The organism is Streptomyces sp. NPDC020490 (assembly GCF_044335305.1).
Taxonomy (GTDB): domain Bacteria; phylum Actinomycetota; class Actinomycetes; order Streptomycetales; family Streptomycetaceae; genus Streptomyces.
Window position 1 is genome coordinate 74152 of sequence record NZ_JBIRUY010000012.1, and the last position, 21954, is coordinate 96105.

The window sequence follows — 21954 nt, forward strand, 5'->3', positions numbered from 1 at the left end:
CACCCACCTGACCAGCGGAAAAGATCTCAGAGGAGAACAGGTCCGCCCCCCGCATCTTTCGCAACAGCTTCCGAAACTGTTGACAGTTGACAGGGGCAGACCAACACTGTTCGCCACTGGCAGAGGGCCCCGGCACCTACGGCCTCACCACCGGCCCCAGAGGACGAGGAGGAAGCACGCCCATGAGAGACGTACGCTTACGCAGCCGCTTCCGGCTGCTCCTCAGCAGCGTCTGCACCCTGCTGCTGGTCGCCGTCGCCGCGCTGGTCCTGCCCGGCACCGCGCAGGCGGACACGGTCGTCACCAGCAACCAGACCGGTACGAACAACGGCTACTTCTACTCCTTCTGGACCGACTCGCCCGGGTCGGTCTCGATGAACCTGGGCTCCGGCGGCGGCTACGGCACCTCCTGGAGCAACACCGGCAACTTCGTCGCCGGCAAGGGCTGGAGCACCGGCGGACGCCGGACCGTGAACTACTCGGGCAGCTTCAACCCGTCCGGCAACGCCTACCTCGCGCTGTACGGCTGGTCGCAGAACCCGCTCGTGGAGTACTACATCGTCGACAACTGGGGCACCTACCGGCCCACGGGCGCGTACAAGGGCACGGTGACCAGCGACGGCGGCACCTACGACATCTACGAGACGACGCGCTACAACGCCCCCTCCATCGAGGGCACCAAGACCTTCAACCAGTACTGGAGCGTGCGTCAGACCAGGCGGACCGGCGGCACCATCACCACCGGCAACCACTTCGACGCGTGGGCCGGTCACGGGATGAACCTCGGCAGCTTCAACTACATGATCATGGCCACCGAGGGATACCAGAGCAGCGGCAACTCCAGCATCACGGTGGGCGACACCGGTTCGGGCGGAGGCGGCGGGGGCGGGAGCAGCGGCTGCACCGCGACGCTCTCCGCCGGCCAGCATTGGAGCGACCGCTACAACCTCGACGTCTCGGTCACCGGCTCCGACAACTGGACCGTCACCATGAACGTCCCCTCCCCCGCCAAGATCCTCTCCACCTGGAACATCACCGCCAACTACCCCAGCGCCCAGGTACTCACCGCCAAACCCAACGGCAACGGCAACAACTGGGGCGTCACCATCCAGCACAACGGCAACTGGACCTGGCCGACCGTCTCCTGCACCACCGGCTGACCCCGCGGCGCGGCGCCGGCCGCCGCATCGCCGGCCGCCGCGCCGCCCGGCGCGGCGCCGCCGGACTCCTGCCGGCGGCTGGCCGGAATCGTGCGGGGGTCACCGCCGGCGCCTGGACGGCCCAGACCCCCTATGTAAGAGTCTTACCGTGCCCCCTGTGCGAATGACCGTCGCCGTGGCGACCGTGCTGCGGGTCTTCCTCGAAGACGTCGGCCGGCCCCGCTACGGCTACGAACTGATGCGAGTGACCGGCTTCCCCAGCGGCAAGCTGTACCCGATCGTGGCCCGGCTGCAGGCGGCCGGCTGGCTGGTGAAGGAACAGGAGGACATCGACCCCTCGGTGGCCGGCCGTCCTCCACGCCGTATGTACCGGCTCAGCCCCGACGGGACCGAGTCGGCCCGGCTGGAACTCGCCGCGCTCAGCGAGCGACTGCGTCCGCCCGTCGAGGCGGGCCGCGCTCTCCCGCACCCGCAGGGAGGTCACTCGTGAACGCGGCCCCCGCCGCGGCCGGTTTCGTGGTCGCCCTGGTGGGGGCGCTCGCGTACCTCGTCGTGTGCGACCTGTTCAGCCAGGAGATCCGCGCCCGTCTCTTCCGGCTGCCGTTCCTTTTCCTGCGGTTGGCCGCCCGCCGGCTGCCGCCGGACCAGCGTGCCGACATCTACGAGGAGACGTGGCTGCCTGATCTGCACTACATCCTGCGCGACGAGGAAGCGGGTCCGCTCACCCGGCTGGCCAGGGCCACCGGACACGCCCTGTCGCTGTGGCTCAGGCGCGGCGGTGTGCAGATGGCCGAGGCGCTCGCCGCGGTCACTCCCGTCCGGCTGGACGGCTTCGAGGACGTCCGGGCGCTGCCCCCGGGCCGCCGCCGGGAGTTCGCGGCGCTGACCGCGCGGTTGCGCGAACAGCTCGAGCGTCCGGCGGACCCGGACACCGCAGTGGGACTGCTCACGGCCGCGGTGACCGCCTGCGAGGCGTGCATCGACGACCGGGACGAGCACACCGCGAAGGAACTCGCGGTCGCCGCACGCCCGTTGGCGCACAGCCTGGATCCCGGCCATCCGGCCGTGCTCGGCATCCGCCGGGCCCATGCCCACGCCCTGCTCCAACTGGGCCGCTTCCGGCGGGCGGAGGCGCTGTTGCGTGAGCTCGGCGCGGACGAGGTCCGGATCTTCGGCCCCGGTGCGCCCGAGACGTTCCGGACGCGCCGCCTGCTGGGCTGGGCCCTGGTGGGCGAGGGCCGCTTCGCCGAGGCGGAGGCGCGGTTGCGGTCACTGGCGGCCCAAGTACCCGCCGACGAGCTGCCGTTGCGGCTGCACATCGAGTGCATGCTGTCCTGGACGATGGCCTGCCAGGGCCGGCGTGACGAGGCGGAGGACGCCTACGACTCGGTGATCGCCTTCAGGTCGCGCGAGCTGGGCGCCGGCCATCCCGACACCCTCGACGCCCGGCACTCCCAGGGGAAGATGCTGGTGCGGTCCGGGGACGCGGCAGGAGCGCAGGCGGTTCTCCGGCCGTTGCTGGCCGACCGCGCACGGATCCTGGGGCGCCGCCATCCGGACACCCTGGAGACCCGCAAGTACCTCGCCGTCGCCCGCGCCCTGGCGAGTCCGGGCCGCAGCGGCCTCGCGCACCGCGGGGCCGTCCGTGAACTCCGGCGCGTGGCACGGGCGCAGACGCGGCGGCACGGCCCCGGCCACCTCAACACCGAGGACACCCGGCAGTGGCTGGCGACGCTCACCGGATCGGCGGCGGGCCGGTGAGACTCGGACTCCTCACCGCGTGCCTGCCCCGGCTCTCCCTCGACGAGGTCGCGGCCTTCGCCTCCCGCACCGGCTACCAGGACCTGGAGGTGGCGGCCTGGCCGGCCGGCGGCACGCATCCGCATCACGCCGCCCATCTCGACGTCGCCGGTTTCTCCGGCGACGACGCGGCGCGCGTGCGCGAGCTGCTGGACCGGCACGGCCTCACCGTCTCCGCGGTCACCTACTGCGACAACAACCTGCACCCCGACCGCGCCGAACGCGACCGCGTCCACCGGCACCTGCGGGCCTGTGTCGACGCCGCGCGAGCCCTGGACGTCCCGTACGTCAACACCTTCGTCGGCCGCGACGTCACACGGCCCGTCGCCGACAGCGTCGAACTGGCCGAACGGATCCTGCCGCCGCTGCTGGACTACGCGGCCGAACGCGGCGTCCGGCTGCTCGCCGAGAACTGCCCGATGGAGGGATGGCATCCGGACGGGTATCCGGGCAACCTGGCCTACTCCCCGGAACTGTGGGACTGGATGGCCGACCTCGGCGGCGAGGGCCGCGGTTTCCTCCTCACCTACGACCCCTCCCACCTGGTGTGGCTGGGCATCGACCCGCTCGCCGCTCTGGACCACGCCCTGGACCGGGGCATGGTCGCGCACGTCCAGGCGAAGGACGTCGAGATCGACGAGGCCGCACGCACCCGCTACGGCGTCTTCGGCCGGACGGTGGGACGCCGCTCGCCCACGGACGTGGGATGGTGGCGCTACCGCGTCCCGGGGCGGGGCTCGATCGACTTCAACCGCCTCGTCGACAGGCTCCACGAGGCCGGTTACGACGGCGCCGTCGCGGTGGAGCACGAGGACCCCGTGTGGGGCGGCACGCCCGACCGGACGAAGACCGGGCTGCGGATCGCCGCCGATCACCTGCGGCCCTTCGTCGCCCCGGAACAGCCACGGCCGCCGTACGGCTGAGGGCAGATGACGACGGCCCGGCGACGGTGACGCCGCCGCCCGGTCCGGCGCCCGGCCCGCCGCTCCGGGTCAGCCGAACTGGCCCACCTTGTAGTCGCCGGCGGGCTGCCGGACGACGACGTTCAGGCGGTTGTAGGCGTTGATGACGGCGATGAGGGACACCAGGGCGGCCAGCTGGTCCTCGTCGTAGTGCTCGGCGGCGTTCGCCCACGCCTCGTCCGTGACACCGCCGGCCGCGTCCGCGATACGGGTGCCCTGCTCCGCCAGTTCGAGCGCGGCGCGCTCGGCGTCGGTGAACACCGTGGCCTCCCGCCAGGCCGCCACCAGGTTCAGGCGCGTCTGGCTCTCCCCGGCGTGCGCCGCCTCCTTGCTGTGCATGTCGGCGCAGAACCCGCAGCCGTTGATCTGGCTGGCGCGGAGCTTCACCAGTTCCTGCGTCGCGAGCGGCAACGGCGAGTCGGTGACGGTGCCGCCCGCCGCGTTGAGGTGCTTGAAGAACCGGCCCGCGACCGCGTTGGAGAAGAGGTTCAGGCGAGCTTCCATGATGAACTCCCTTGTAATGGTCGGTGCTTGCACTTCTCTGACGGAACGGCCGGGCGCGGTGTGACGCGGGCGGGTGTGACCTGCGTCTCCACTTCACGCAGCGCGGCCTTAGACTTGAAGAGTTCTTCAATTCACTAGGTGACAGGAGGGTGACCGGGATGCCGGTTCCGCTGTACGAGGCGAAGGCCGAGTTCTTCCGGATGCTCGGCCACCCCGTCCGCATACGCGTGCTGGAGCTGCTGCAGGACGGGCCGAAACCGGTGCGCGAGCTGCTCGCCGCGATCGAGGTCGAGCCGTCGAACCTGTCCCAGCAACTCGCCGTGCTGCGCCGCGCGGGCATCGTCACCGCCACCCGCACCGGGTCGACGGTGGTGTACGAGCTGGCCGGCGGCGACGTGGCCGAACTGCTCGCCGCCGCCCGGCGGATCCTGGCCACCCTGCTGACCGGGAGGCAGGACCTGCTGGACGAACTGCGCGCGACGGGACCGGCGCGTTGACCGTCGGCGGCCGGTTCCGGCTGCCGTGGCGGCAGGGCGGACAGCGGGCGGCCGTCGCACCCGCGCCACGGGCGGTCCACCGGCACGTCGCCTCCCTCACGCCGGGCCCGGAGACGGTGCGGCGCGCCCGGGAGGCGCTGACCGGGCATCTGCCCGCGGTCGGTGTCGCGCCGCGGTCGGCGTTCGCGGACGCGGTGCTGCTGGCGGCCGGCGAGCTGGTCGCGAACGCGCTGCGGCACGCCCCGCACACCCCGGTGATCGACGTGGGGCTGACGGTCGCGGCCGGGCAACTGGTCGTCGGCGTGGCCGACGCCGAGCCCCGGCTGCCGGACCTCAGCGAGGAGGGCATGGGCGCCGGGCTGCGCCTGGTGGCCGAGCTGGCCGCCGGTCACGGCGGCAGCGTCGGCGCGGAGCCCGCCGTCGACCACGACGGGAAGATCGTCCTCGTCCGCTTCGGCCTGCCGGCGGAGGCGGGAACAAACCCCTGGGGGTAGTGCGGGAACAAACCCCTGGGGGTAGTGCGGGAACAAACCCCTGGGGGTAGTGCGGGAACAACCCCCGGGGGTAGTGCGGGAACAACCCCCAGGGGTAGGGCAGGCACAAACCCCCGGGGGTAGGGCCGACCGGCCCTGGTGCCGGTCGCGTGCGGTCTGGCACGCTGTGCGGCGTTCAAGGGGGACTCTCCCCAATTGGACAATTACCGCCACCCGCACAAGCCCGGAAGGACTGCCCGAAGTGATCGCTGTGGTGGGACACTCCGACCTCACCGCGCCCACGCTGGCGATGCTGGAGGAAGAGCTGCGCAAGCGGCTGTCCGGTTTCGCGAGGGCGGGCAGGGCCGGGCTGGTGCGCGCCGGGCAGGGACTGCCGGTCGCCTTCGGCAGGGCCGCCCGCGCCGCGGGACTGGCCCTGGTGACCGTCCTGCCCTCCAGGAACGGCGTGCCCGAGGTGCTGCGGCCGGGCGATCGCAAGGCGGCCGGCGAGTTGCTGCTGCTCTCGGAGCAGGTGCGGCTGCTGGAGTACGACCCGTCCGACCGCGACGCGTGCGTCGGCGCGGACGAGAGCCTGCTGCGCTCCTGCGGGCGCCTGCTGGCGGTGTGGGACGGCTCCCCCTCCAGCGGCCGTGACGCGACCGCCCATCTGGTGGCCTTCGCCCGCAGCAGCGGCATGGACGTCGAGATCCTGTGGCCCGAGGGAGCCTGTCGCGTGGCGCAGGGCGCGAGGGCGTGGTGATCCCGCAGCTCCCCGCGTCCGGTTCGTCCCGGCGCATGGTCGAGCTGAGCCACGAGGAGGCGCTGAGGCTGCTGGGGACCGTCCAGCTGGGGCGGGTGGCGTTCAGCGAGCGGGCGCTGCCCGCGATCCGTCCGGTGAACCACCTCGTGGAGGGCGGCGACCTCATCGTGCGCACGCACGGCGGGGCCGCCCTGCTGGGGCGTGCGCTGCTGTCCGAGGTGGTGGCCTACGAGGCCGACGAGATCGACGCGACGACGCGGACCGGATGGAGCGTCGTGGTGACCGGGACGGCGACCCGGGTGGAGGACCCCGACGCGCTCGCCCGCTACCACCGGCTGCTCATGCCGTGGCTCGACGCGGAGTCGGGTCAGGTGATCCGCATCCGCCCGGTGATCGTCACCGGGTACCGGGTGGTGGGAGCGGAGCGCGGCTGATCCGCGACCGGTGGAGGGAGCGGGCCCGCGCGAGCGGCTCACCGCCGCCGCCCGGTGGGCAAGCGGGGGCCGGCGGGTTCGGCCCCCCATATGGAGTCACGCTCGCCCACCGGACCGGCGTACCGGTGCCGGAATGCAGACGGGACCGCGCTCTCGGCACCCCCACCGGGGGTCACGCCCACCGGTGAGCCGGGGCGCGGATGACCCGGCGCCGTACCGATGCCGGAGCGCGGACGGACGACCGTGGGCCCGGCGCACGCGGGAGAGCGGACCGGCGGCCGCGCGCTCGCGCTCGCTCGGCCGGGCGGCGCGGCGCGGTGGTCCGGGCGGTCAGGCGCCCGCGTGGTCCCCGGACGGCCAGCCGGTGGTGCACCACTCGTGGCGGCCCTCCACCTGTTCGCCGGGGTCCGCGCTGTGCGCGGCGCGGGCGGCGGCCAGGTCGGCGTGGACGGGGATCGGCGGGCAGTCGCCGGCCGGGACGAGGGAGCCGTCGGCCGGGATGGCGGCCAGCTCCAGGCGCCGGCCCGCCCGGGCGAGCCGGACGGCGGCCTCGGTGATCGCCAGCTGCCCCTCGGGCGACCAACTGCGCAGCTCCGTCAGGTCGACGACGACCGGGCCGGTGCCCCGGGCCAGCGCCCAGCCGACCGCGCCGCTGAAGCGGCGGACGGCCTCCGGGCCGAGGTAGCCGGCGACGGACAGGATGCCGATGTTCTCCTCGACGGTGTAGCGCCAGTCGATGGTCATGGTGATGAACTTCCTTGCGGGGGTTGCCGGTCGGGGTCTGCTGTCCGGTCGGTCAGAGCGGCAGGGTGATCCAGATGCTCTTGCCGCCGCCGTCCGCGTCGGCGCGGATCACGGCGGTGCCGCCCAGGCCGAGCGTGAGTTCCATGACGGTGGCGAGCCCGCCCGCGCCGTCGCCGGTGGCCGGTCCGGGCAGCGTGGGCCGGTGGGGGTGCCGGTCGTGGACGGCCAGGGCCAGGCAGTCGGCGCCGGCCGCGTAGATCACCGTGACCTGCGGGGAGCGGTCGGCGGCGTGCCGGACGCTGTTGGTGACCAGCTCGCTCAGGATCAGCAGGGCGGGGTCCACCGTGGGATGGTGCGGGTTGATCCCCCACTCGGCCAGCGCCAGTTCGGCCGTCTCCCGGGCGAGCCGGACGGCGGAGGGTTCCGCGGGCACCGTGAGGACGTGCCGGAAGGGCAGGGCCGCCAACTGCGCGGTCATCGCACGGCTTCCTCGTGGGAGGCCCCGCCCCGCCGGGCGGAGACGGCGGGCAGCACTCCGGAGAACTCCAGCAGGTGCCGGGCGCCCCGGATCGCCTCCGGGGTGGTGGCGTACTCGCGGCCGCCGGGGCACAGCAGATCCAACGCACCGACGGAGTCGAGGACTTGGCGCTGTTCGGCGCGTATGCCGGAGGCGACGACGAGGATGCCGCGCCGCTTCAGCTTCTCCACCGCGTCCTTCAGGACCAGCGCGCCGGTGGCGTCGATGGTGGACACCCGCGACATGCGCAGGATGACGACGCGCACGTCGGCGACCTCGGTCAGCTCCAGCAGGAAGCGGTGCGCGGCGGCGAAGAACAGGGGCCCGTCGATGCGGTACGCGACGATGTGCTCGGCGAGCAGGGCGTGTTCCTCGGCGCTGTGGTCACCGCGGTCGAGGGGGACCTGGTCGAGCCGGGCCTGCGCGGCCACCGCGCGCAGGGCGAGGGCGCCGGCCACGACCAGGCCGATGATCACCGCGTACACGAGGTCGAGGGCCAGGGTGGCGACGGCGGTCAGGACGAGGATCAGCGCGTCGGACCGGGTGGCCCGGGCCATCGCCCGCAGGGAGCCGACCTCGACCATCCGGATCGCGGTGGCCAGCAGGACGCCGGCCAGCGCGGCCAGCGGGATCTTCGAGACGAGGGGCGCCGCCGCGAAGACGATCACGGCGAGGATCGCGGCGTGGGTCAGCGCCGCCAGCCGGGAGCCCGCGCCGGTGCGGACGTTGACGGCGGTACGGGCGATGGCGCCGGTCGCGGGCACGCCGCCGAACAGCGGGGCGACGATGTTGGCCAGCCCCTGGCCGAAGAGTTCGCGGTCGGGGTCGTGCTGCTGACCCACCGTCATGCCGTCGGCGACCGAGGCCGACAGCAGCGACTCCAGCGCGGCCAGCGCCGCGACCGCGACGGCGGGGGCGAGCAGGGTCCCGAGCGAGCCGAGTTCCAGGAAGGACAGCGACGGGGCGGGCAGCCCGGCCGGCAGGTCGCCGATCGGCTTCGCCGCGTCCAGGTGGGCCAGCTGCGCCACGACGGTCGCCGCGATCACGGCGAGGATGGAGAACGGTACGGTCGGCCGCAGCCGGGCGCCGACCAGCATGACCGCGGCCACCGCGACGGCGAAGCCGGCCGCCGTCCAGTTCGGGGAGCCGACGAACGCCTCGACCGCCCGCCAGGTCACCACCAGCACCCGGTCGCCCTCCGGCTTCGGCACGCCGAGCGCGTTGGGGACCTGCTGCAGGCCGATCACGCAGGCGATGCCGAGGGTGAAGCCCTCGACGACGGGGGCGGGCACGTACCGCATGTACTTCCCGGCCCGCAGCAGGGCCAGGCCGACGAGCATCAGGCCCGCCATGAGGCCGACGGTGAGCACGCCGCCCGGCCCGTACCGGGCGACGATCGGCACGAGGACCACGGTCATCGCGCCGGTCGGCCCGGACACCTGCAGGTTGGACCCGCCGAAGACCGCGGCGAGCGCGCCGGCCACCACCGCGGTGGCCAGTCCCGCCTCCGCGCCGAGCCCGGAGGAGACGCCGAAGCCCAGGGCGAGGGGCAGGGCGACGATGGCGACGGTCAGGCCCGCCAGGAGGTCCCGGCGCGGGTTGCGCCGCATCTGCGTCAGATCGTCACGGCCGGGCAGCAGTGCGGCGAGCCGGGCCCACGTCCGGCCGGTTCGCGTGGGGGTCGTCATCGCGCGGCGACCTCGGCTTCCCGCAGCTCGGCCAGCAGTTCGTGCTGCCCGGACAGCATCTCGGTGAGGATGCGGCGGGCGGCCTTGAGCAGGTCGGCGACGTCGCCGCCGGCCAGTTCGTAGACGACCGTCGAGCCCTCCCGGGTGGCGGTGACGATGCCCGACCGGCGCAGCACCGCCAGCTGCTGGGAGAGGCCGGACGCCTCGACCTCGATGGCGGCGAGGAGATCCCGTACCGGTTTCGGCCCGCTCTGCAGCAGCTCCAGCACTCGGATACGGACCGGATGTCCGAGCATCCGGAAGAACTCGGCCTTGGCCTGGTACAGCGGAACGGACACGAACCCTCGGCTTTTCTGCGACGCCCCGTCTCGGGGCCGGTGCGTAAGAAGGCTGTGCCCGCGGCTACTACGAGCACAGCGAATACAGTATCTAACGAATTGCGAAATTTTGCAACTCTGCATCCCGGCGTTGCGCTTCCCGGAGGACCCCCGGCGTGCCGGGGCACCGTTCCTGGGAACAGGCCTATGTGACCGCGCTCACCGACGGCCGTACGCCGACGGGCCCCCGCGGCTGCCCCGTCCGGCCCAGGACGGGCCGGACGGCGGGGTCTGGAATGAGCACAGCACCAGAACGGCAGGACGAGAACACCGACGACACCAGGAGGCCTTCGTGCAGTTCGACGTGATCGTGGAGATTCCGCAGGGTTCCCGCAACAAGTACGAGATGGACCACCGACTGGGCCGCATCCGCCTGGACCGCATGCTGTTCACCTCGACCCAGTACCCGGCCGACTACGGCTACATCGACGGCACGCTGGGCCGGGACGGCGATCCGCTCGACGCCCTGGTCCTGACCGCCGACCCCACCTTCCCCGGGTGTGCCGTCGAGTGCCGGGCCGTCGGCATGTTCTGCATGAAGGACGAGCACGGGCCCGACGAGAAGGTGCTGTGCGTCCCGGCCCACGACCCGCGCTACGCCGAGGTGCAGGACATCGGCGACATCGCCGAGTTCGACCGGCTGGAGATCACCCACTTCTTCGAGGTCTACAAGGACCTCGAGCCCGGCAAGTCCGTCGAGGGATCGCACTGGGAGGGCCGGGACGCGGCGTACGCGGAGATCGAGGCGTCCCGGGAGCGGGCGGCCGGCGCCCACTGACGCTGTCCGGACGCGACGAAAGAACCGGGCTGCGGAAAATCGTGTCTTCGCGCCGGAAAATGTCGCTCGATCGGACGGCGGAAAAATCGTCCGGAAACAGCCCAGGGGCCCGCACCTAGGTGCGGGCCCCTGGCTCGCGACCGCGCGCCGAGAACTCAGGCGCGCGTCACGACCGTCCCTGGTGTCAGGCGGGAAGGATGTTCTCCGCCTGCGGGCCCTTCTGGCCCTGCGTGACGTCGAAGGTCACCTTCTGGCCTTCCTGCAGCTCACGGAAGCCCTGGGTGGCGATGTTCGAGTAGTGGGCGAAGACGTCGGCGCCGCCGCCGTCCTGCTCGATGAAGCCGAAGCCCTTTTCCGAGTTGAACCACTTCACGGTACCGGTGGCCATGTCAAATTCTCCTAAGGCAAGTGCTAGGGTGCCCGCACCTCGCGGGCCTCCTCATCGCTGTGATGATCACCTGCCCGAAAAATGGCAAGAATGGCAACCACGACTGCAACTGACGCCGAGCCTAGCACGGAACGAATCGGCGCCGCGGAAAATCCCCGGCCGGAAAAACCGGCCACGAAGCCGGGCCCCCTTTTCCCCCACCGGATTTTCTCCACTCCCGCGCCGTCAGGATTTTCCCGCCGCGGCTGCTCCGTCCGGCGGCCCGGCGGCGGCCGTCGTCCGCCCGCCGTCGTCCGCCCGCCGTGGGCCGGGTCCGGTGCGGCCGGCGGGTCCGGCTGTGCGGCACGGGCCAGGCCGCGCCGGTCGGGGTGGCTGCCCGGGGGGATGACGGCGCGTATCTCGACGTCGGCCACCAGTCCGCGCGTCGACACCACCCGCCACACCGAGGCCGCCAGCGCGTCGTCGCCGACGAAGGCGGGCGCCGTGCTGGCCGTTCCGGCGGCGCTCCGGTAGCGCAGCCGCACCGGCTGCACGGGGACCCGGGCGTCGAGCGCGGCCTGGAAGGCGGCGCGGCGGAAGGGGCCCTGGGCCCGCCCGCACCAGGTGCTGCCCTCGGGGAACACCGCGACCGCCCGGCCGTCACGCAGGGCGTCCGCGATGCGGGCGACCGTGCCGGGCAGCGCGCGCAGCCGGTCGCGTTCGATGAACAGGGCGCCCCGGGCGGCCAGCCGGCCCACGACGGGCCACCGCCGGATCTCCGCCTTGGCCAGCGTCCGGGCCGGGCGGACGGCGGCCAGCAGCGGGATGTCCAGCCACGAGATGTGGTTGGCGACCAGCAGCAGTCCGCCGGTGGGCGGGGCGGCGCCGGTGACCCGGACCCGGACCCCGGCGGCCCGCACGACGCACCGGCACCACCACCGCACCGGCCCGGCCGGCAGGTGCCCGCCGAGTGGCGACAGCGCGACGCCGGCGAGGACCAGGGCGAGGACCGCCGCGAGCCGCAGCGCGGCCCGTGCCGCGGCCACCGGCCGCGCCGGCTCCAGGCACGCCCCGGGAGTGCAGGGCGCGCTGGGCAGCCAGACGCTCATCAGGCCGGGACGAGGGAGAGGAAGTGCCGCAGATAGCGCGGGTTGACCCGGCGCATCGGCAGCAGCACGTACAGGTCGGCGACCCCGAAGTCCGGGTCGTGCGCGGGCCGGCCGCACACCCAGGCGCCGAGGCGGAGGTAGCCGCGCAGCAGCGCCGGCAGCTCGGCCGGGGCGGCGGGCGTCGCCTCGTCCGGGATCCAGGGCAGCAGCGGCCGTACCCGGTACTCCTCGGGTGCCAGGTGCTTGGTCCGCACCCGGTCCCAGGTCGCGGAGGCGAGCGCGCCGCCGTCGGCGAGCGGGACGGAGCAGCAGCCGGCCAGCCAGTCGTGGCCGCGGTCGACCATGTAGCGGGCGATGCCGGCCCAGATGAGCCCGATGACCGCGCCGTCCCGGTGGTCGGGGTGCACGCAGGAGCGGCCCACCTCGACCAGGCCCGGCCGGATGGCGTCGAGCGGGCCGAGGTCGAACTCGCCCTCGGCGTAGAGGCGTCCGGCGACCGCGGCGCGTTCCGGGGGCAGCAGCCGGTAGGTGCCGACGACCTGCCCGGTCGTCTCCTCGCGCACCAGCAGGTGGTCGCAGTAGGCGTCGAAGGGGTCGATGTCGAGGCCGGGCTCCGGGCCGGTCAGCAGGGCGCCCAGTTCCCCGGCGAACACCTCGTGCCGCAGCCGCTGCGCGGCGCGGACGCCGGACTCGTCGCGGGCGAGGGTGACGGTGTAGCGGGCGGGGGCCGTGGGCTGCGGGGGAAGGTCGAGTGCGGTGGCGCCGGTCATGGCTGTCTCCTGGTCGCGGGCCGGGTCGGCGAGGCGGGGAGCAGACCCGGGGCGTGCGATCTGCCGCCCCTGTTCTTCCGAGGCCGGCTGACCTTCGCGTGATCGGCGCCAGGAGTGCCGGTGTGAGGTTGTTGAACGGCTCGCGCGGTGCCCTCGGCGACCGCCGGAGGACGTCGAACCGCCCCCGCGAAACCCTCGGCAACCGCCAGAAGGCGTCGAACCGCCCCCGCGAAACCCTCGGCAACCGCCAGAAGGCGTCGAACCGCCCGCGCGGAACCCTCGGCGACCGCCGGACGTGCGAGACGGGGCCGGGGAGCACCACTCCCGGCCCCGCCCGTCCGCGCCCTCGGCGAACGTTCAGTGCGTGGCTGCTAGCGCCTCGCCGCCTTGCGGGTGGCGCGCAGCCACTCCTTGTTCATGCTGGTGATGGACATCAGCGGGATGCCCTTGGGGCAGGCGGTGGCGCACTCGCCGGTCAGCGTGCAGCCGCCGAAGCCCTCCTCGTCCATCTGCGCGACCATGTCCAGCACCCGCGTCTCCCGTTCGGGCGCGCCCTGCGGCAGCACGTTCAGGTGGTTGATCTTGGCGGAGGTGAACAGCATCGCCGCGCCGTTGGGGCACGCGGCGACGCACGCCCCGCACCCGATGCACTCGGCGTGCTCGAAGGCGAAGTCGGCGTCCGGCTTCGGCACCGGCGTGGAGTGCGCCTCCGGCGCGGAGCCGGTGGGCGCGGTGATGTAGCCGCCGGCCTGGATGATGCGGTCGAACGCCGACCGGTCCACCACCAGGTCCTTGATCACCGGGAACGCGGACGCGCGCCAGGGCTCGATGTCGATGGTGTCGCCGTCCTTGAAGGACCGCATGTGCAGTTGGCAGGTCGTGGTGCGCTCCGGCCCGTGCGCCTCGCCGTTGATGACGAGCGAGCACGCGCCGCAGATGCCCTCGCGGCAGTCGTGGTCGAAGGCGACCGGGTCCTCGCCCTTGAGGATGAGCTCCTCGTTGAGCGTGTCGAGCATCTCCAGGAAGGACATGTCGGAGGAGATGCCGTCCACCTCGTACGTGGACATGGTGCCTTCCGCGCCGGCGTTCTTCTGTCGCCAGACGCGCAGGGTGAGCTTCATGCGTAGCTCCGCTGAGTGGGGTGGACGTACTCGAAGACCAGGTCTTCCTTGTGCAGGACGGGAGCGTCGCCGGTGCCGGTGAACTCCCAGGCGGCGGCGTAGGCGAACTCGTCGTCCCGGCGGGCGGCCTCGCCGTCGGGGGTCTGGGACTCCTCGCGGAAGTGGCCGCCGCAGGACTCGGCGCGGTGCAGCGCGTCGAGGCACATCAGCTCGGCGAGCTCGAGGTAGTCGACGATGCGGTTGGCCTTCTCCAGCGACTGGTTGAACTCCTCGCCGGTGCCCGGCACCTTGATGCGCCGCCAGAACTCCTCGCGGATCTGCGGGATGCGCTCCAGGGCCTTGCGCAGCCCGGCGTCGGTGCGCGCCATGCCGCAGAACTCCCACATCAGCTCGCCGACCTCGCGGTGGAAGGAGTCGGGAGTGCGGTCGCCGTCGACCGAGAGCAGTCGCGTCAGCCGGTCCTCGGTCTCGGCCAGCACCTCCCGTACGACCGGGTGTTCGTCGGTGACCTCGCCCTGGTGCGGGTTGCGGGCGAGGTAGTCGTTGATGGTCGCCGGCAGCACGAAGTAGCCGTCGGCCAGGCCCTGCATCAGGGCGGAGGCGCCCAGCCGGTTGGCGCCGTGGTCGGAGAAGTTGGCCTCGCCGATCGCGAACAGGCCGGGGACGGTGGTCTGCAGGTCGTAGTCGACCCACAGGCCGCCCATCGTGTAGTGCACGGCCGGGTAGATCCGCATCGGCACCCGGTACGGATCCTCGTCGGTGATCCGCTGGTACATGTCGAAGAGGTTGCCGTACTTCGCCTCGACGGCCTTGCGGCCCATGCGCTCGATGGCGTCGGCGAAGTCGAGGTAGACGCCCTGTCCGCCGGGGCCGACGCCCCGGCCCTCGTCGCAGACGTTCTTCGCGGCGCGGGAGGCGATGTCGCGCGGGACGAGGTTGCCGAAGGACGGGTAGATGCGCTCCAGGTAGTAGTCGCGCTCGTCCTCGGGGATCTGGTTCGGCGGCCGGGTGTCGCCCTTGGCCTTGGGCACCCAGATCCGGCCGTCGTTGCGCAGCGACTCGCTCATCAGCGTCAGCTTGGACTGGTGGTCGCCGGTGCGCGGGATGCAGGTGGGGTGGATCTGTGTGAAGCACGGGTTGGCGAAGTACGCGCCGCGCCGGTGCGCCCGCCAGATGGCGGTGGCGTTGGAGTTCATGGCGTTCGTCGACAGGTAGAAGACGTTGCCGTAGCCACCGGACGCCAGGACCACGGCGTCGGCGAAGTAGGTGGAGATCCTGCCGGTGATCAGGTCCCGGGCGACGATGCCGCGGGCCCGGCCGTCGACGACGATCAGGTCGAGCATCTCGGTGCGCGGGTGCATCTCGACGTTCCCGGCGGCGATCTGCCGGCTGAGCGCCTGGTAGGCGCCGAGCAGGAGCTGCTGGCCGGTCTGGCCGCGGGCGTAGAAGGTGCGGGAGACCTGGACGCCGCCGAAGGAGCGGGTGTCGAGCAGGCCGCCGTACTCGCGGGCGAACGGTACGCCCTGCGCCACGCACTGGTCGATGATCTCGACGGAGATCTGCGCCAGGCGGTGGACGTTGGACTCGCGGGCCCGGAAGTCGCCGCCCTTGACGGTGTCGTAGAAGAGGCGGTGGACGGAGTCGCCGTCGTTGCGGTAGTTCTTCGCCGCGTTGATGCCGCCCTGCGCGGCGATGGAGTGGGCGCGGCGCGGGGAGTCCTGGTAGCAGAACTGGACCACGTGGTAGCCCTGTTCGGCGAGCGTGGCGCCCGCGGAGCCGCCCGCGAGGCCGGTGCCGACGACGATGACGGTGTGCTTGCGCCGGTTGGCGGGGTTGACCAGCTTGGCCTCGAAGCGGCGCTTGTCCCAGCGCTCGTTGATCGGGCCGGACGGGGCCTTGGTGTCGGCGACCGGCTCACCGGTCGTGTAGGCGGTGTAGGTCATGTCAGCTCACCACTCCGGTCATGACGCCCACGGGGACGGCGATGAAGCCGGCCGTGAGCAGCAGCGCGAGGACGTTCGCGACGGTCTTCAGGGCGCGGTCGCGGGCGCGGCTGCCGACGCCGAGGGTCTGGGCGGCGCTCCAGAGGCCGTGCCGGATGTGCAGGCCGAGCGCCAGCACCGCGACGATGTAGACGGCGTTGCCGTACCAGGTGGAGAAGGTGTCCACGACGTTCTGGTACGGGTGGCCCTCCTGGAAGCCGCCCGGGTGGGCGGTGCCGGTGGTCAGGTCGAGGATGTGCCAGACGATGAACAGGCCGAGGATGATCCCACCCCAGCGCATCGTGCGCGTCGCGTAGCTCGCCCGCGGCCTGGAGTGCACGTACTTGCTGGGTCGCGCCTTGATGTCGCGGCGGCTGAGCTGGTACGCGGAGACGGCGTGCGCCACGACCGCGACGACCAGGACGACGCGGATCAGCCACAGCGTCCACTCGTAGTGCATGAACGGTTCGCCCACGGTGCGCAGCCAGTGCGCGTAGTGGTTGAACTCCTGCGGACCGAAGAAGATCTTCAGGTTGCCGATCACGTGGGCGACCAGGTACAGGAGCATGATCACGCCGCTGACGGCCATCACCGTCTTCTTGCCGACGGAGGAGTCCCACACGGTGCGTGCCATGGACGGCCGTCGGTCCGTCCGCGTTGCCAGAGCCATGAGTCCTGACGTTAGGACCGAAAGACCCCATCGGTCCAAGACATGGTCCGCCTTGTTTCCATAGGCTGGCGCTATCGTACGAGTATGCAGCTCCAGCAACTCCAGTACTTCGTGGCCGTCGCCGAGACCCGGCACTTCACCCGGGCCGCCGAACTGGTGCACGTCGCCCAGCCGTCGCTGTCGCAGCAGATCAAGGCGCTGGAGCGGGAGCTGGGGGCCGACCTGTTCCTGCGGGCGCGCGGCAACATCAGCCTCACCGACGCCGGCGAGGCCCTGCTGCCGCTGGCCCGGCGGATCCTCGCCGACGCGGAGACGGCCCGCTACGAGGTGCAGGAGCTGGTGCAGCTGCGAGGCGGCCGGGTCCGTCTGGGCGCGACGCCGAGCCTGTGCACGGGCCTGCTGCCGGACGTGCTGCGCGCGTTCCACGACCGCTACCCCGGCATCCGGCTGCTGATCGAGGAGGGCGGCTCGCACGACCTGGTGCGGGAGCTCGCCCGCGGCGCCCTCGACCTCGCCCTGGTGGTGCTGCCGCTGCCCACGCCGTCGCCCGCGCTGACGACGGTGGAGCTGCTGCGCGAGGACCTGGTGGTGGTCTCCTCACCGGAGGCGTCGGCCCCCGGCGGAGCAGGCCGGCGGACCGTGCGCGTCGCCGACCTGGAGGGCGAGCGTCTGGTGATGTTCCGGCACGGCTACGACCTGCGCGAACTGACCGTGGCCGCGTGCCGCGCCGAGGGGTTCGAGCCGGACTTCGCGGTGGAGGGCGGCGAGATGGACGCGGTCCTCGGCTTCGTGCGGGCGGGCCTGGGCGTGGCCGTCGTACCCCGCATGGTCGCGGCCCGCTCGGGCCGCGGTCTGCGGGTCACCCCGCTGGCCCGCCCCGGCCTGCACCGCACCATCGCCCTGGCCCACCGCAGCGACGTGGCCCCGCCCCGGGCGGCACGCGAGCTGCAGCGGATGCTGCTGGAGCGGTGAGGCGACACCGGCCCGCGCGAACCCGGCGCGCTTGCCGGCATCCTGCCCCTCGCCGGACTACTGCCTCTCGCCGGACTACTGCTTCTTGAAGGAGCGGATCTGGTAGCTGCCCTGGAGGTTGCCCCCGTGTCCGGCGGGCGTCGATCCGACGCGCGCGTGGTAGTTGGTCTGCTTGTAGTACTGAACCCGGTGGCCGGTCCCGTTCCACACGGACAGCACCTTCTTGCCGTTGCGGATGAAGGAACACCGGTCGGCGGTGTTCGCGACCCTCTGCGCCGTCCACTGGCAGCGGCTGCCGCCGCCGCTCCAGCCGCTGTAGATGCAGAAGTGCCCCGGATCGCAGCGGAAGGCTGCGGCGCTGTCGCCGGTCGCCGGGGCGGCCGGAGCCGTGGCGGCGGATGCGGCGGGAGCTGTGCCGAGGGAGGCCGCGATGGCGAGCGAGGCGATGGCGAGCGCGGTGACACGGTGCATGGAGATCGTCCCCTTTCCATGGGATCCATGGGATCCACGGGATCCATGGGATCCACGGGTTTCGTCGATTCCGTCGGTGTCCCCGGCGGCACCCGGGCGACAGTCGCCAGTCTCGTGCGCCGGAAACGGCGGCCGTCAGGGCGTGCGCAGGGGCGCGAGAGGCACCCGCGGAGGCCGCCGCCACCTCCCCTCCGCCACATGAGCCGGGGCCTCCGGTGGCATCGGCGGCGGACCGCCCGCTCCCCCGAGGCGCCCGGCTCGCGCACCCCCACCCCACGCGCCGCCCGCCTGCTCCGGTGCCTCAGGCGAGGTCCGGCGCCACCGGTGTGCCCTGGTGGTAGTACAGGCGCCAGCCGGTCTCCTCGTCCTGCTTGCGCCACAGGGAACTGCGGCGGGCACGGCGGCCGTCGAAGACGGTCTCGTACGTCAGGTGCACCAGGCCGGGAGCCAGTACGACGCCCGTGATCGCCGACGGCTCGTAGCGGGGGCCGTCCGCCGAACTGCCCGGCATGTCGGGCAGCTCGGCGAGCGTCTCCAGGTACGTGTAGCGACGGCCCGAGGCGCCCACCTCCACGAACTCGGGGTCGAGCAGGCCGGCGGCCCCGGCGCGGGAGCGGACCGCGGGGTCCAGGAGGCTCAGTTCGCCCGCGATCGCCTCGCCCACGTCGTCGTCCGGTTCATACGTCACCCGCCCATGATCGCGTGCGGCGCCGCGGCGCGGGGCGGTGCGGGGCGTGGCGTCAGCCCGTCGCGTCGACCAGGGCCAGTTCGTGGAGGCGGTCCGGGGGGCCCGGACGCGCGTAGTACCAGCCCTGGGCCGTGTCGCAGCCCAGGATCCGCAGCTGCTCGGCCTGGGCGCCGGTCTCCACGCCCTCCACGGTCACCGCGAGGTCCAGGCTGTGGGCGAGCGAGACGATCCCCTCGACGATCTTCAGGTCGACGGGGTCGGCGGGGAACTGCTGCATGCTCTGGGTGAAGGAGCGGTCCAGCTTGAGGACGCTCACCGGCAGCCGGCGCAGGTTGGCGAGGTTGGAGTAGCCGGTGCCGAAGTCGTCCAGGGCGATGTCGACGCCCATCTCGGCCAGCCGGCGCAGCGGTTTGAGCAGGTCGTCGTCGGCGCCGATGAGCGCGGACTCGGTGACCTCCAGGCACAGCGCGTTCGGTTCGACGCCGGCCCGTTCGAGGATGTCCACGGTGTCCTGGACCAGGCCGGGATGCGTGAGCTGGCACGGCGAAAGGTTGACGTTGATGCGCAACGGCCCCGCGTCCGCCCCCGCCCCGTGCCGTTCACGCCACGCGCGGGCCTGCCGGATGGACTGCTCCAGCACCCAGCGGCCGAGCGGCACGATCAGGCCCGTGTGTTCGGCGAGCGGGATGAAACGGTCCGGGCCGAGGACGCCGTGCTGCGGATGCAGCCACCGCACCAGCGCCTCGGCACCGCGCACGCTGCCGTCGCCGAGGTGCACCAGCGGCTGGTACTCGATGAAGAACTCGCCCCGGTCCAGCGCCGTCGGCAGCGCGGTGGTCAGCCCGTGCCGGGTGATGACGCGGGCGTCGGCCTCGAGGTCGGCGAGCTCGAAGCGGTTGCCGCCCGCCGACTTGGCCCGGTACATGGTGATGTCGGCGCTGCGCAGCACCTCCGCCGGGCTGCGCTCCCCCGCCGGACCCTCGACGATGCCGATGCTGCCGCGCACGGTCAGCTCCCGGCCGTCGACGCTGATCGGGGCGATGAGGGCGTTCATGATGCGGGTGGCGAGCTCGTCGACCCCGCGCTCGGTGTCCGGGCCGGTGGTGAGCGCGACGAACTCGTCGCCGCCCAGCCGCGCGACCATCTCGCCGGGCGCGGTCGCACACGCCTGCAGCCGGTCGGCGACCTCGACGAGCAGCCGGTCGCCGGCCGCGTGGCCGAGGCTGTCGTTGACGGTCTTGAAGCCGTCCAGATCGAGGTAGCACAGCCCGAACCGCTGGCCCTCGCGGGCGCCGAGCGCCTTCTCCAGGCGTTCGAAGAAGAAGGTGCGGTTGGGCAGGCCGGTGAGCGCGTCGTGCGTGGCCTCGTAGCGCAGGCGCAGGTTGAGCAGCCGCCGCTCGGTGGTGTCCTCCATGAGGGCGAGCTGGTACTGCGGGTTGCCGTCGGGGTCGCGCAGCAGGGAGACCGTCAGGTTCGTCCACAGAACCGTTCCGTCAGACCGGTTGAACGCCTTCTCCACGTGGTAGTGCTCGCGCTCGCCGCGCACGAGTTCCTCGTAGAGCCGCCAGGTCTGCGGCGCGTCCTCGGGGTGCGTCCACTCCATGACGTTGCGGCCGCGGAAGCCCTGCGGGGGCTGGCCGAACATGCGCAGCAGCGCGCCGTTGACCTGCAGGATGTTGCCCTCGAGGTCGGCGATGCCGATCCCTATGGCCGCGCCTTCGAAGACCGCGCGGAACCGGGCCTCGCTGGCGTGCAGCGCCTGCGCCACCACGCCCTGCGCCGTCAGGGCGGCCGCCGAGATGGCCTCCTGCTCGGCCAGGGTCCGCTCGCGCAGCGCCTGCGCGAACCCGGCGGCCATGGCGTGCTGCAGCCGCGCCGAGCGGGCCCGCAGTTCCTCCTGGTCGCCGTCCTCGCCGCAGTACAGCACCAGGTAGGCGTCGACGCAGTCCAGGGTGCGGCTGAGGGCCTCCGGGTCGGTGCAGTGCGCGGTGACGAGGGCGGCGCCGACCGCCTTGCCCTGGTCCGCGTCGAGGGCCCGGGTGTGCAGGGCCTGGCTCAACCGCCGCGCCAGCGGCAGGAGCTGCTCCTCGAACTCGGGCCGGGTCAGCGACGTGGAGGTCACCGGGAACACCGCCCGGCTCCATATCGTCGCGAACCGGCGCACTCTGCCCTCCGGGCCGTCCGGTTCCTCGATCACGCCGTACGCCCCACGCCCGCGAAACCGGAGAAGGCGAAGGGGTCCTCGTCCTCCGGCGCCGTCTCCGGCCGCCAGAGCGGCATCGGCACCAGTCCCGGTTCCACCATGTCGTACCCCTCGAAGAACCGCGCGATCTCGTCGCGCGAGCGCATGATCAGCGGGTTGCGGATGTCCTTGTACACATCCACGGTGCCCGCGGCCCGCTCCTCCGGGAGCGGTATTCCCTCGTACGAGGCGTGAGTGAGGATCAGCAGACTGCCCGGCGCGAGCGCGTCGCGCAGGTGGGCCACCGCCTCGTACGGGTCGTCCTCGTCTTCCACGAAGTGCAGTATGGCAACCAGAAGCAGCGCCACCGGGCGCTTCGGGTCGATCAGCCGCTGGACTTCGGAACTTTCGAGTATCTCGTCGGGCTTGCACAGGTCGGCGGCGACGACGCCGCAGTCCTCGTTGCCCTGCAGCACCGCCTGGCTGTGGGCGACGGCGACCGGGTCGTGGTCGACGTAGACGACATGGGTGCCGGGAGCCGCCGCCTGGGCCACCTCGTGGACGTTGCCGAACGTCGGGATACCGGACCCGATGTCGAGGAACTGGGTGATGCCCTCGGCGGCCGCGAAGCGCACCGCGCGGCGCATGAACGCCCGGTTGGCCTGCATGATCTTGGGGAGTCCCGGCAGGAACTCCATGGCCTTGCGGGCCGCTTCCCGGTCGACCTCGAAGTTGTGCGAACCGCCCAGGTAGTAGTCGTAGATTCGCGAAACGCTCGGCACCGAGATGTCGATGCTCCGTGGGGCCCAGGCGGGACGCTCCATCTATCTCTCCAGGCGTAGGCGATCCGGTGTTCGAAGTGAGGCTACTGATCGCCTGCCAACAGGGCGAGAGGAAACGGAAATTGACCGTCCGTTCCCGGTCACTG

25 protein-coding genes are annotated in these 21954 nt (G+C 72.5%); 10 read left to right on the forward strand and 15 right to left on the reverse strand.

Annotation, left to right across the window (positions count from 1 at the left end; genetic code table 11):
• The first annotated feature begins 182 nt into the window (after positions 1-182).
• The 4 genes from ACH4ZX_RS15110 to ACH4ZX_RS15125 all read left to right on the forward strand — a co-directional run bounded on the left by ACH4ZX_RS15110 (position 183) and on the right by ACH4ZX_RS15125 (position 3883).
• Positions 183-1160 (forward strand): glycoside hydrolase family 11 protein, encoded by a 978-nt coding sequence (locus ACH4ZX_RS15110; protein ID WP_398272261.1) that lies wholly within the window; start codon positions 183-185, stop codon positions 1158-1160.
• A gap of 163 nt (positions 1161-1323) precedes the next feature.
• Positions 1324-1650, forward strand: coding sequence for a PadR family transcriptional regulator (locus tag ACH4ZX_RS15115; RefSeq protein WP_398272263.1), 327 nt, complete (start codon positions 1324-1326; stop codon positions 1648-1650).
• Complete coding sequence (locus ACH4ZX_RS15120; protein ID WP_398272264.1) at positions 1647-2921, forward strand: tetratricopeptide repeat protein; 1275 nt, start codon at positions 1647-1649, stop codon at positions 2919-2921. Before ACH4ZX_RS15115 ends, ACH4ZX_RS15120 begins: the two co-directional genes overlap by 4 nt.
• Positions 2882-3883 (forward strand): sugar phosphate isomerase/epimerase family protein, encoded by a 1002-nt coding sequence (locus ACH4ZX_RS15125; protein WP_398272266.1) that lies wholly within the window; start codon positions 2882-2884, stop codon positions 3881-3883. The genes ACH4ZX_RS15120 and ACH4ZX_RS15125 overlap by 40 nt, the downstream gene beginning before the upstream one ends.
• Positions 3884-3952: 69 nt before the next feature.
• On the opposite strand, the gene ACH4ZX_RS15130 is transcribed toward ACH4ZX_RS15125, so the two are convergent.
• Positions 3953-4426 carry a carboxymuconolactone decarboxylase family protein gene (locus ACH4ZX_RS15130; RefSeq protein WP_398272268.1) on the reverse strand — a complete coding sequence of 158 codons (474 nt, stop codon included), beginning with the start codon at positions 4424-4426 and terminating at the stop codon, positions 3953-3955.
• A gap of 158 nt (positions 4427-4584) precedes the next feature.
• Between ACH4ZX_RS15130 and ACH4ZX_RS15135 the strand changes: the two genes are divergently transcribed.
• From ACH4ZX_RS15135 to ACH4ZX_RS15150, 4 genes are all read left to right on the forward strand, one after another.
• Complete coding sequence (locus ACH4ZX_RS15135; RefSeq protein ID WP_324785993.1) at positions 4585-4923, forward strand: metalloregulator ArsR/SmtB family transcription factor; 339 nt, start codon at positions 4585-4587, stop codon at positions 4921-4923.
• Positions 4920-5417 (forward strand): ATP-binding protein, encoded by a 498-nt coding sequence (locus ACH4ZX_RS15140; protein WP_398272270.1) that lies wholly within the window; start codon positions 4920-4922, stop codon positions 5415-5417. Before ACH4ZX_RS15135 ends, ACH4ZX_RS15140 begins: the two co-directional genes overlap by 4 nt.
• Before the next feature lie 241 nt (positions 5418-5658).
• Positions 5659-6156, forward strand: coding sequence for a hypothetical protein (locus ACH4ZX_RS15145; RefSeq protein WP_398272272.1), 498 nt, complete (start codon positions 5659-5661; stop codon positions 6154-6156).
• Entirely contained in the window at positions 6150-6590 is a 441-nt protein-coding gene (locus ACH4ZX_RS15150) for a pyridoxamine 5'-phosphate oxidase family protein (protein ID WP_398272274.1), read from the forward strand. Before ACH4ZX_RS15145 ends, ACH4ZX_RS15150 begins: the two co-directional genes overlap by 7 nt.
• Positions 6591-6920: 330 nt before the next feature.
• On the opposite strand, the gene ACH4ZX_RS15155 is transcribed toward ACH4ZX_RS15150, so the two are convergent.
• From ACH4ZX_RS15155 to ACH4ZX_RS15170, 4 genes are read right to left on the reverse strand one after another with little or no spacing between them, the layout of a single operon-like run.
• Positions 6921-7334, reverse strand: a complete 414-nt coding sequence (locus ACH4ZX_RS15155) for an STAS domain-containing protein (RefSeq protein ID WP_351898815.1) — start codon at positions 7332-7334, stop codon at positions 6921-6923.
• A gap of 52 nt (positions 7335-7386) precedes the next feature.
• On the reverse strand, positions 7387-7812 hold the full coding sequence (locus tag ACH4ZX_RS15160; RefSeq protein ID WP_398272275.1) for an ATP-binding protein: 426 nt from the start codon (positions 7810-7812) through the stop codon (positions 7387-7389).
• Positions 7809-9539, reverse strand: coding sequence for a SulP family inorganic anion transporter (locus tag ACH4ZX_RS15165; protein WP_398272277.1), 1731 nt, complete (start codon positions 9537-9539; stop codon positions 7809-7811). The genes ACH4ZX_RS15160 and ACH4ZX_RS15165 overlap by 4 nt, the downstream gene beginning before the upstream one ends.
• Positions 9536-9877, reverse strand: coding sequence for a metalloregulator ArsR/SmtB family transcription factor (locus ACH4ZX_RS15170; protein ID WP_351898806.1), 342 nt, complete (start codon positions 9875-9877; stop codon positions 9536-9538). The genes ACH4ZX_RS15165 and ACH4ZX_RS15170 overlap by 4 nt, the downstream gene beginning before the upstream one ends.
• Positions 9878-10208: 331 nt before the next feature.
• On the opposite strand from ACH4ZX_RS15170, the gene ACH4ZX_RS15175 reads away from it, so the two are divergent.
• Positions 10209-10694: an inorganic diphosphatase gene (locus ACH4ZX_RS15175; RefSeq protein WP_360750341.1), complete on the forward strand. Its 486-nt coding sequence runs from the start codon at positions 10209-10211 to the stop codon at positions 10692-10694.
• Positions 10695-10878: 184 nt separating this feature from the next.
• Here the strand turns inward: ACH4ZX_RS15175 and ACH4ZX_RS15180 are convergent, their stop codons facing one another.
• From ACH4ZX_RS15180 to ACH4ZX_RS15205, 6 genes are all read right to left on the reverse strand, one after another.
• Entirely contained in the window at positions 10879-11082 is a 204-nt protein-coding gene (locus ACH4ZX_RS15180; RefSeq protein WP_042152846.1) for a cold-shock protein, read from the reverse strand.
• Between the two features lie 23 nt (positions 11083-11105).
• Positions 11106-12170, reverse strand: a complete 1065-nt coding sequence (locus tag ACH4ZX_RS15185; RefSeq protein ID WP_398272280.1) for a lysophospholipid acyltransferase family protein — start codon at positions 12168-12170, stop codon at positions 11106-11108.
• The gene (locus ACH4ZX_RS15190; protein ID WP_398272281.1) at positions 12170-12940 is read right to left on the reverse strand and encodes a GNAT family N-acetyltransferase; all 771 of its coding nucleotides are present in this window, start codon (positions 12938-12940) and stop codon (positions 12170-12172) included. Before ACH4ZX_RS15190 ends, ACH4ZX_RS15185 begins: the two co-directional genes overlap by 1 nt.
• Before the next feature lie 371 nt (positions 12941-13311).
• On the reverse strand, positions 13312-14061 hold the full coding sequence (locus tag ACH4ZX_RS15195) for a succinate dehydrogenase/fumarate reductase iron-sulfur subunit (protein ID WP_398272283.1): 750 nt from the start codon (positions 14059-14061) through the stop codon (positions 13312-13314).
• Positions 14058-16004 carry a fumarate reductase/succinate dehydrogenase flavoprotein subunit gene (locus ACH4ZX_RS15200; protein WP_398272285.1) on the reverse strand — a complete coding sequence of 649 codons (1947 nt, stop codon included), beginning with the start codon at positions 16002-16004 and terminating at the stop codon, positions 14058-14060. Before ACH4ZX_RS15200 ends, ACH4ZX_RS15195 begins: the two co-directional genes overlap by 4 nt.
• Position 16005: 1 nt before the next feature.
• The gene (locus ACH4ZX_RS15205) at positions 16006-16677 is read right to left on the reverse strand and encodes a succinate dehydrogenase (RefSeq protein ID WP_398272286.1); all 672 of its coding nucleotides are present in this window, start codon (positions 16675-16677) and stop codon (positions 16006-16008) included.
• Positions 16678-16797: 120 nt separating this feature from the next.
• Here ACH4ZX_RS15205 and ACH4ZX_RS15210 point away from each other — a divergent pair, with 120 nt between their 5' ends.
• A complete protein-coding gene (locus ACH4ZX_RS15210; RefSeq protein WP_398272288.1) occupies positions 16798-17685 on the forward strand; it encodes a LysR family transcriptional regulator in 888 nt (295 codons plus the stop codon).
• A gap of 75 nt (positions 17686-17760) precedes the next feature.
• On the opposite strand, the gene ACH4ZX_RS15215 is transcribed toward ACH4ZX_RS15210, so the two are convergent.
• The 4 genes from ACH4ZX_RS15215 to ACH4ZX_RS15230 all read right to left on the reverse strand — a co-directional run bounded on the left by ACH4ZX_RS15215 (position 17761) and on the right by ACH4ZX_RS15230 (position 21850).
• On the reverse strand, positions 17761-18156 hold the full coding sequence (locus ACH4ZX_RS15215; RefSeq protein WP_398272290.1) for a peptidase inhibitor family I36 protein: 396 nt from the start codon (positions 18154-18156) through the stop codon (positions 17761-17763).
• A 301-nt stretch (positions 18157-18457) separates the two neighbouring features.
• Positions 18458-18844, reverse strand: coding sequence for a DUF4440 domain-containing protein (locus tag ACH4ZX_RS15220; RefSeq protein WP_398272292.1), 387 nt, complete (start codon positions 18842-18844; stop codon positions 18458-18460).
• Positions 18845-18896: 52 nt separating this feature from the next.
• A complete protein-coding gene (locus ACH4ZX_RS15225) occupies positions 18897-21041 on the reverse strand; it encodes a putative bifunctional diguanylate cyclase/phosphodiesterase (RefSeq protein ID WP_398272293.1) in 2145 nt (714 codons plus the stop codon).
• Positions 21038-21850, reverse strand: a complete 813-nt coding sequence (locus tag ACH4ZX_RS15230) for an SAM-dependent methyltransferase (protein WP_398272295.1) — start codon at positions 21848-21850, stop codon at positions 21038-21040. Before ACH4ZX_RS15230 ends, ACH4ZX_RS15225 begins: the two co-directional genes overlap by 4 nt.
• Positions 21851-21954 lie beyond the last annotated feature (104 nt).

Coding starts and splice junctions, on each gene's coding strand:
- ACH4ZX_RS15110 (WP_398272261.1), top strand. CDS start 183: ATGAGAGACGTACGCTTACGCAGCCGCTTCCGGCTGCTCCTCAGCAGC.
- ACH4ZX_RS15115 (WP_398272263.1), top strand. CDS start 1,324: ATGACCGTCGCCGTGGCGACCGTGCTGCGGGTCTTCCTCGAAGACGTC.
- ACH4ZX_RS15130 (WP_398272268.1), bottom strand. CDS start 4,426: ATGGAAGCTCGCCTGAACCTCTTCTCCAACGCGGTCGCGGGCCGGTTC.
- ACH4ZX_RS15135 (WP_324785993.1), top strand. CDS start 4,585: ATGCCGGTTCCGCTGTACGAGGCGAAGGCCGAGTTCTTCCGGATGCTC.
- ACH4ZX_RS15155 (WP_351898815.1), bottom strand. CDS start 7,334: ATGACCATCGACTGGCGCTACACCGTCGAGGAGAACATCGGCATCCTG.
- ACH4ZX_RS15160 (WP_398272275.1), bottom strand. CDS start 7,812: ATGACCGCGCAGTTGGCGGCCCTGCCCTTCCGGCACGTCCTCACGGTG.
- ACH4ZX_RS15165 (WP_398272277.1), bottom strand. CDS start 9,539: ATGACGACCCCCACGCGAACCGGCCGGACGTGGGCCCGGCTCGCCGCA.
- ACH4ZX_RS15180 (WP_042152846.1), bottom strand. CDS start 11,082: ATGGCCACCGGTACCGTGAAGTGGTTCAACTCGGAAAAGGGCTTCGGC.
- ACH4ZX_RS15185 (WP_398272280.1), bottom strand. CDS start 12,170: ATGAGCGTCTGGCTGCCCAGCGCGCCCTGCACTCCCGGGGCGTGCCTG.
- ACH4ZX_RS15190 (WP_398272281.1), bottom strand. CDS start 12,940: ATGACCGGCGCCACCGCACTCGACCTTCCCCCGCAGCCCACGGCCCCC.
- ACH4ZX_RS15195 (WP_398272283.1), bottom strand. CDS start 14,061: ATGAAGCTCACCCTGCGCGTCTGGCGACAGAAGAACGCCGGCGCGGAA.
- ACH4ZX_RS15200 (WP_398272285.1), bottom strand. CDS start 16,004: ATGACCTACACCGCCTACACGACCGGTGAGCCGGTCGCCGACACCAAG.
- ACH4ZX_RS15205 (WP_398272286.1), bottom strand. CDS start 16,677: ATGGCACGCACCGTGTGGGACTCCTCCGTCGGCAAGAAGACGGTGATG.
- ACH4ZX_RS15210 (WP_398272288.1), top strand. CDS start 16,798: ATGCAGCTCCAGCAACTCCAGTACTTCGTGGCCGTCGCCGAGACCCGG.
- ACH4ZX_RS15215 (WP_398272290.1), bottom strand. CDS start 18,156: ATGCACCGTGTCACCGCGCTCGCCATCGCCTCGCTCGCCATCGCGGCC.
- ACH4ZX_RS15230 (WP_398272295.1), bottom strand. CDS start 21,850: ATGGAGCGTCCCGCCTGGGCCCCACGGAGCATCGACATCTCGGTGCCG.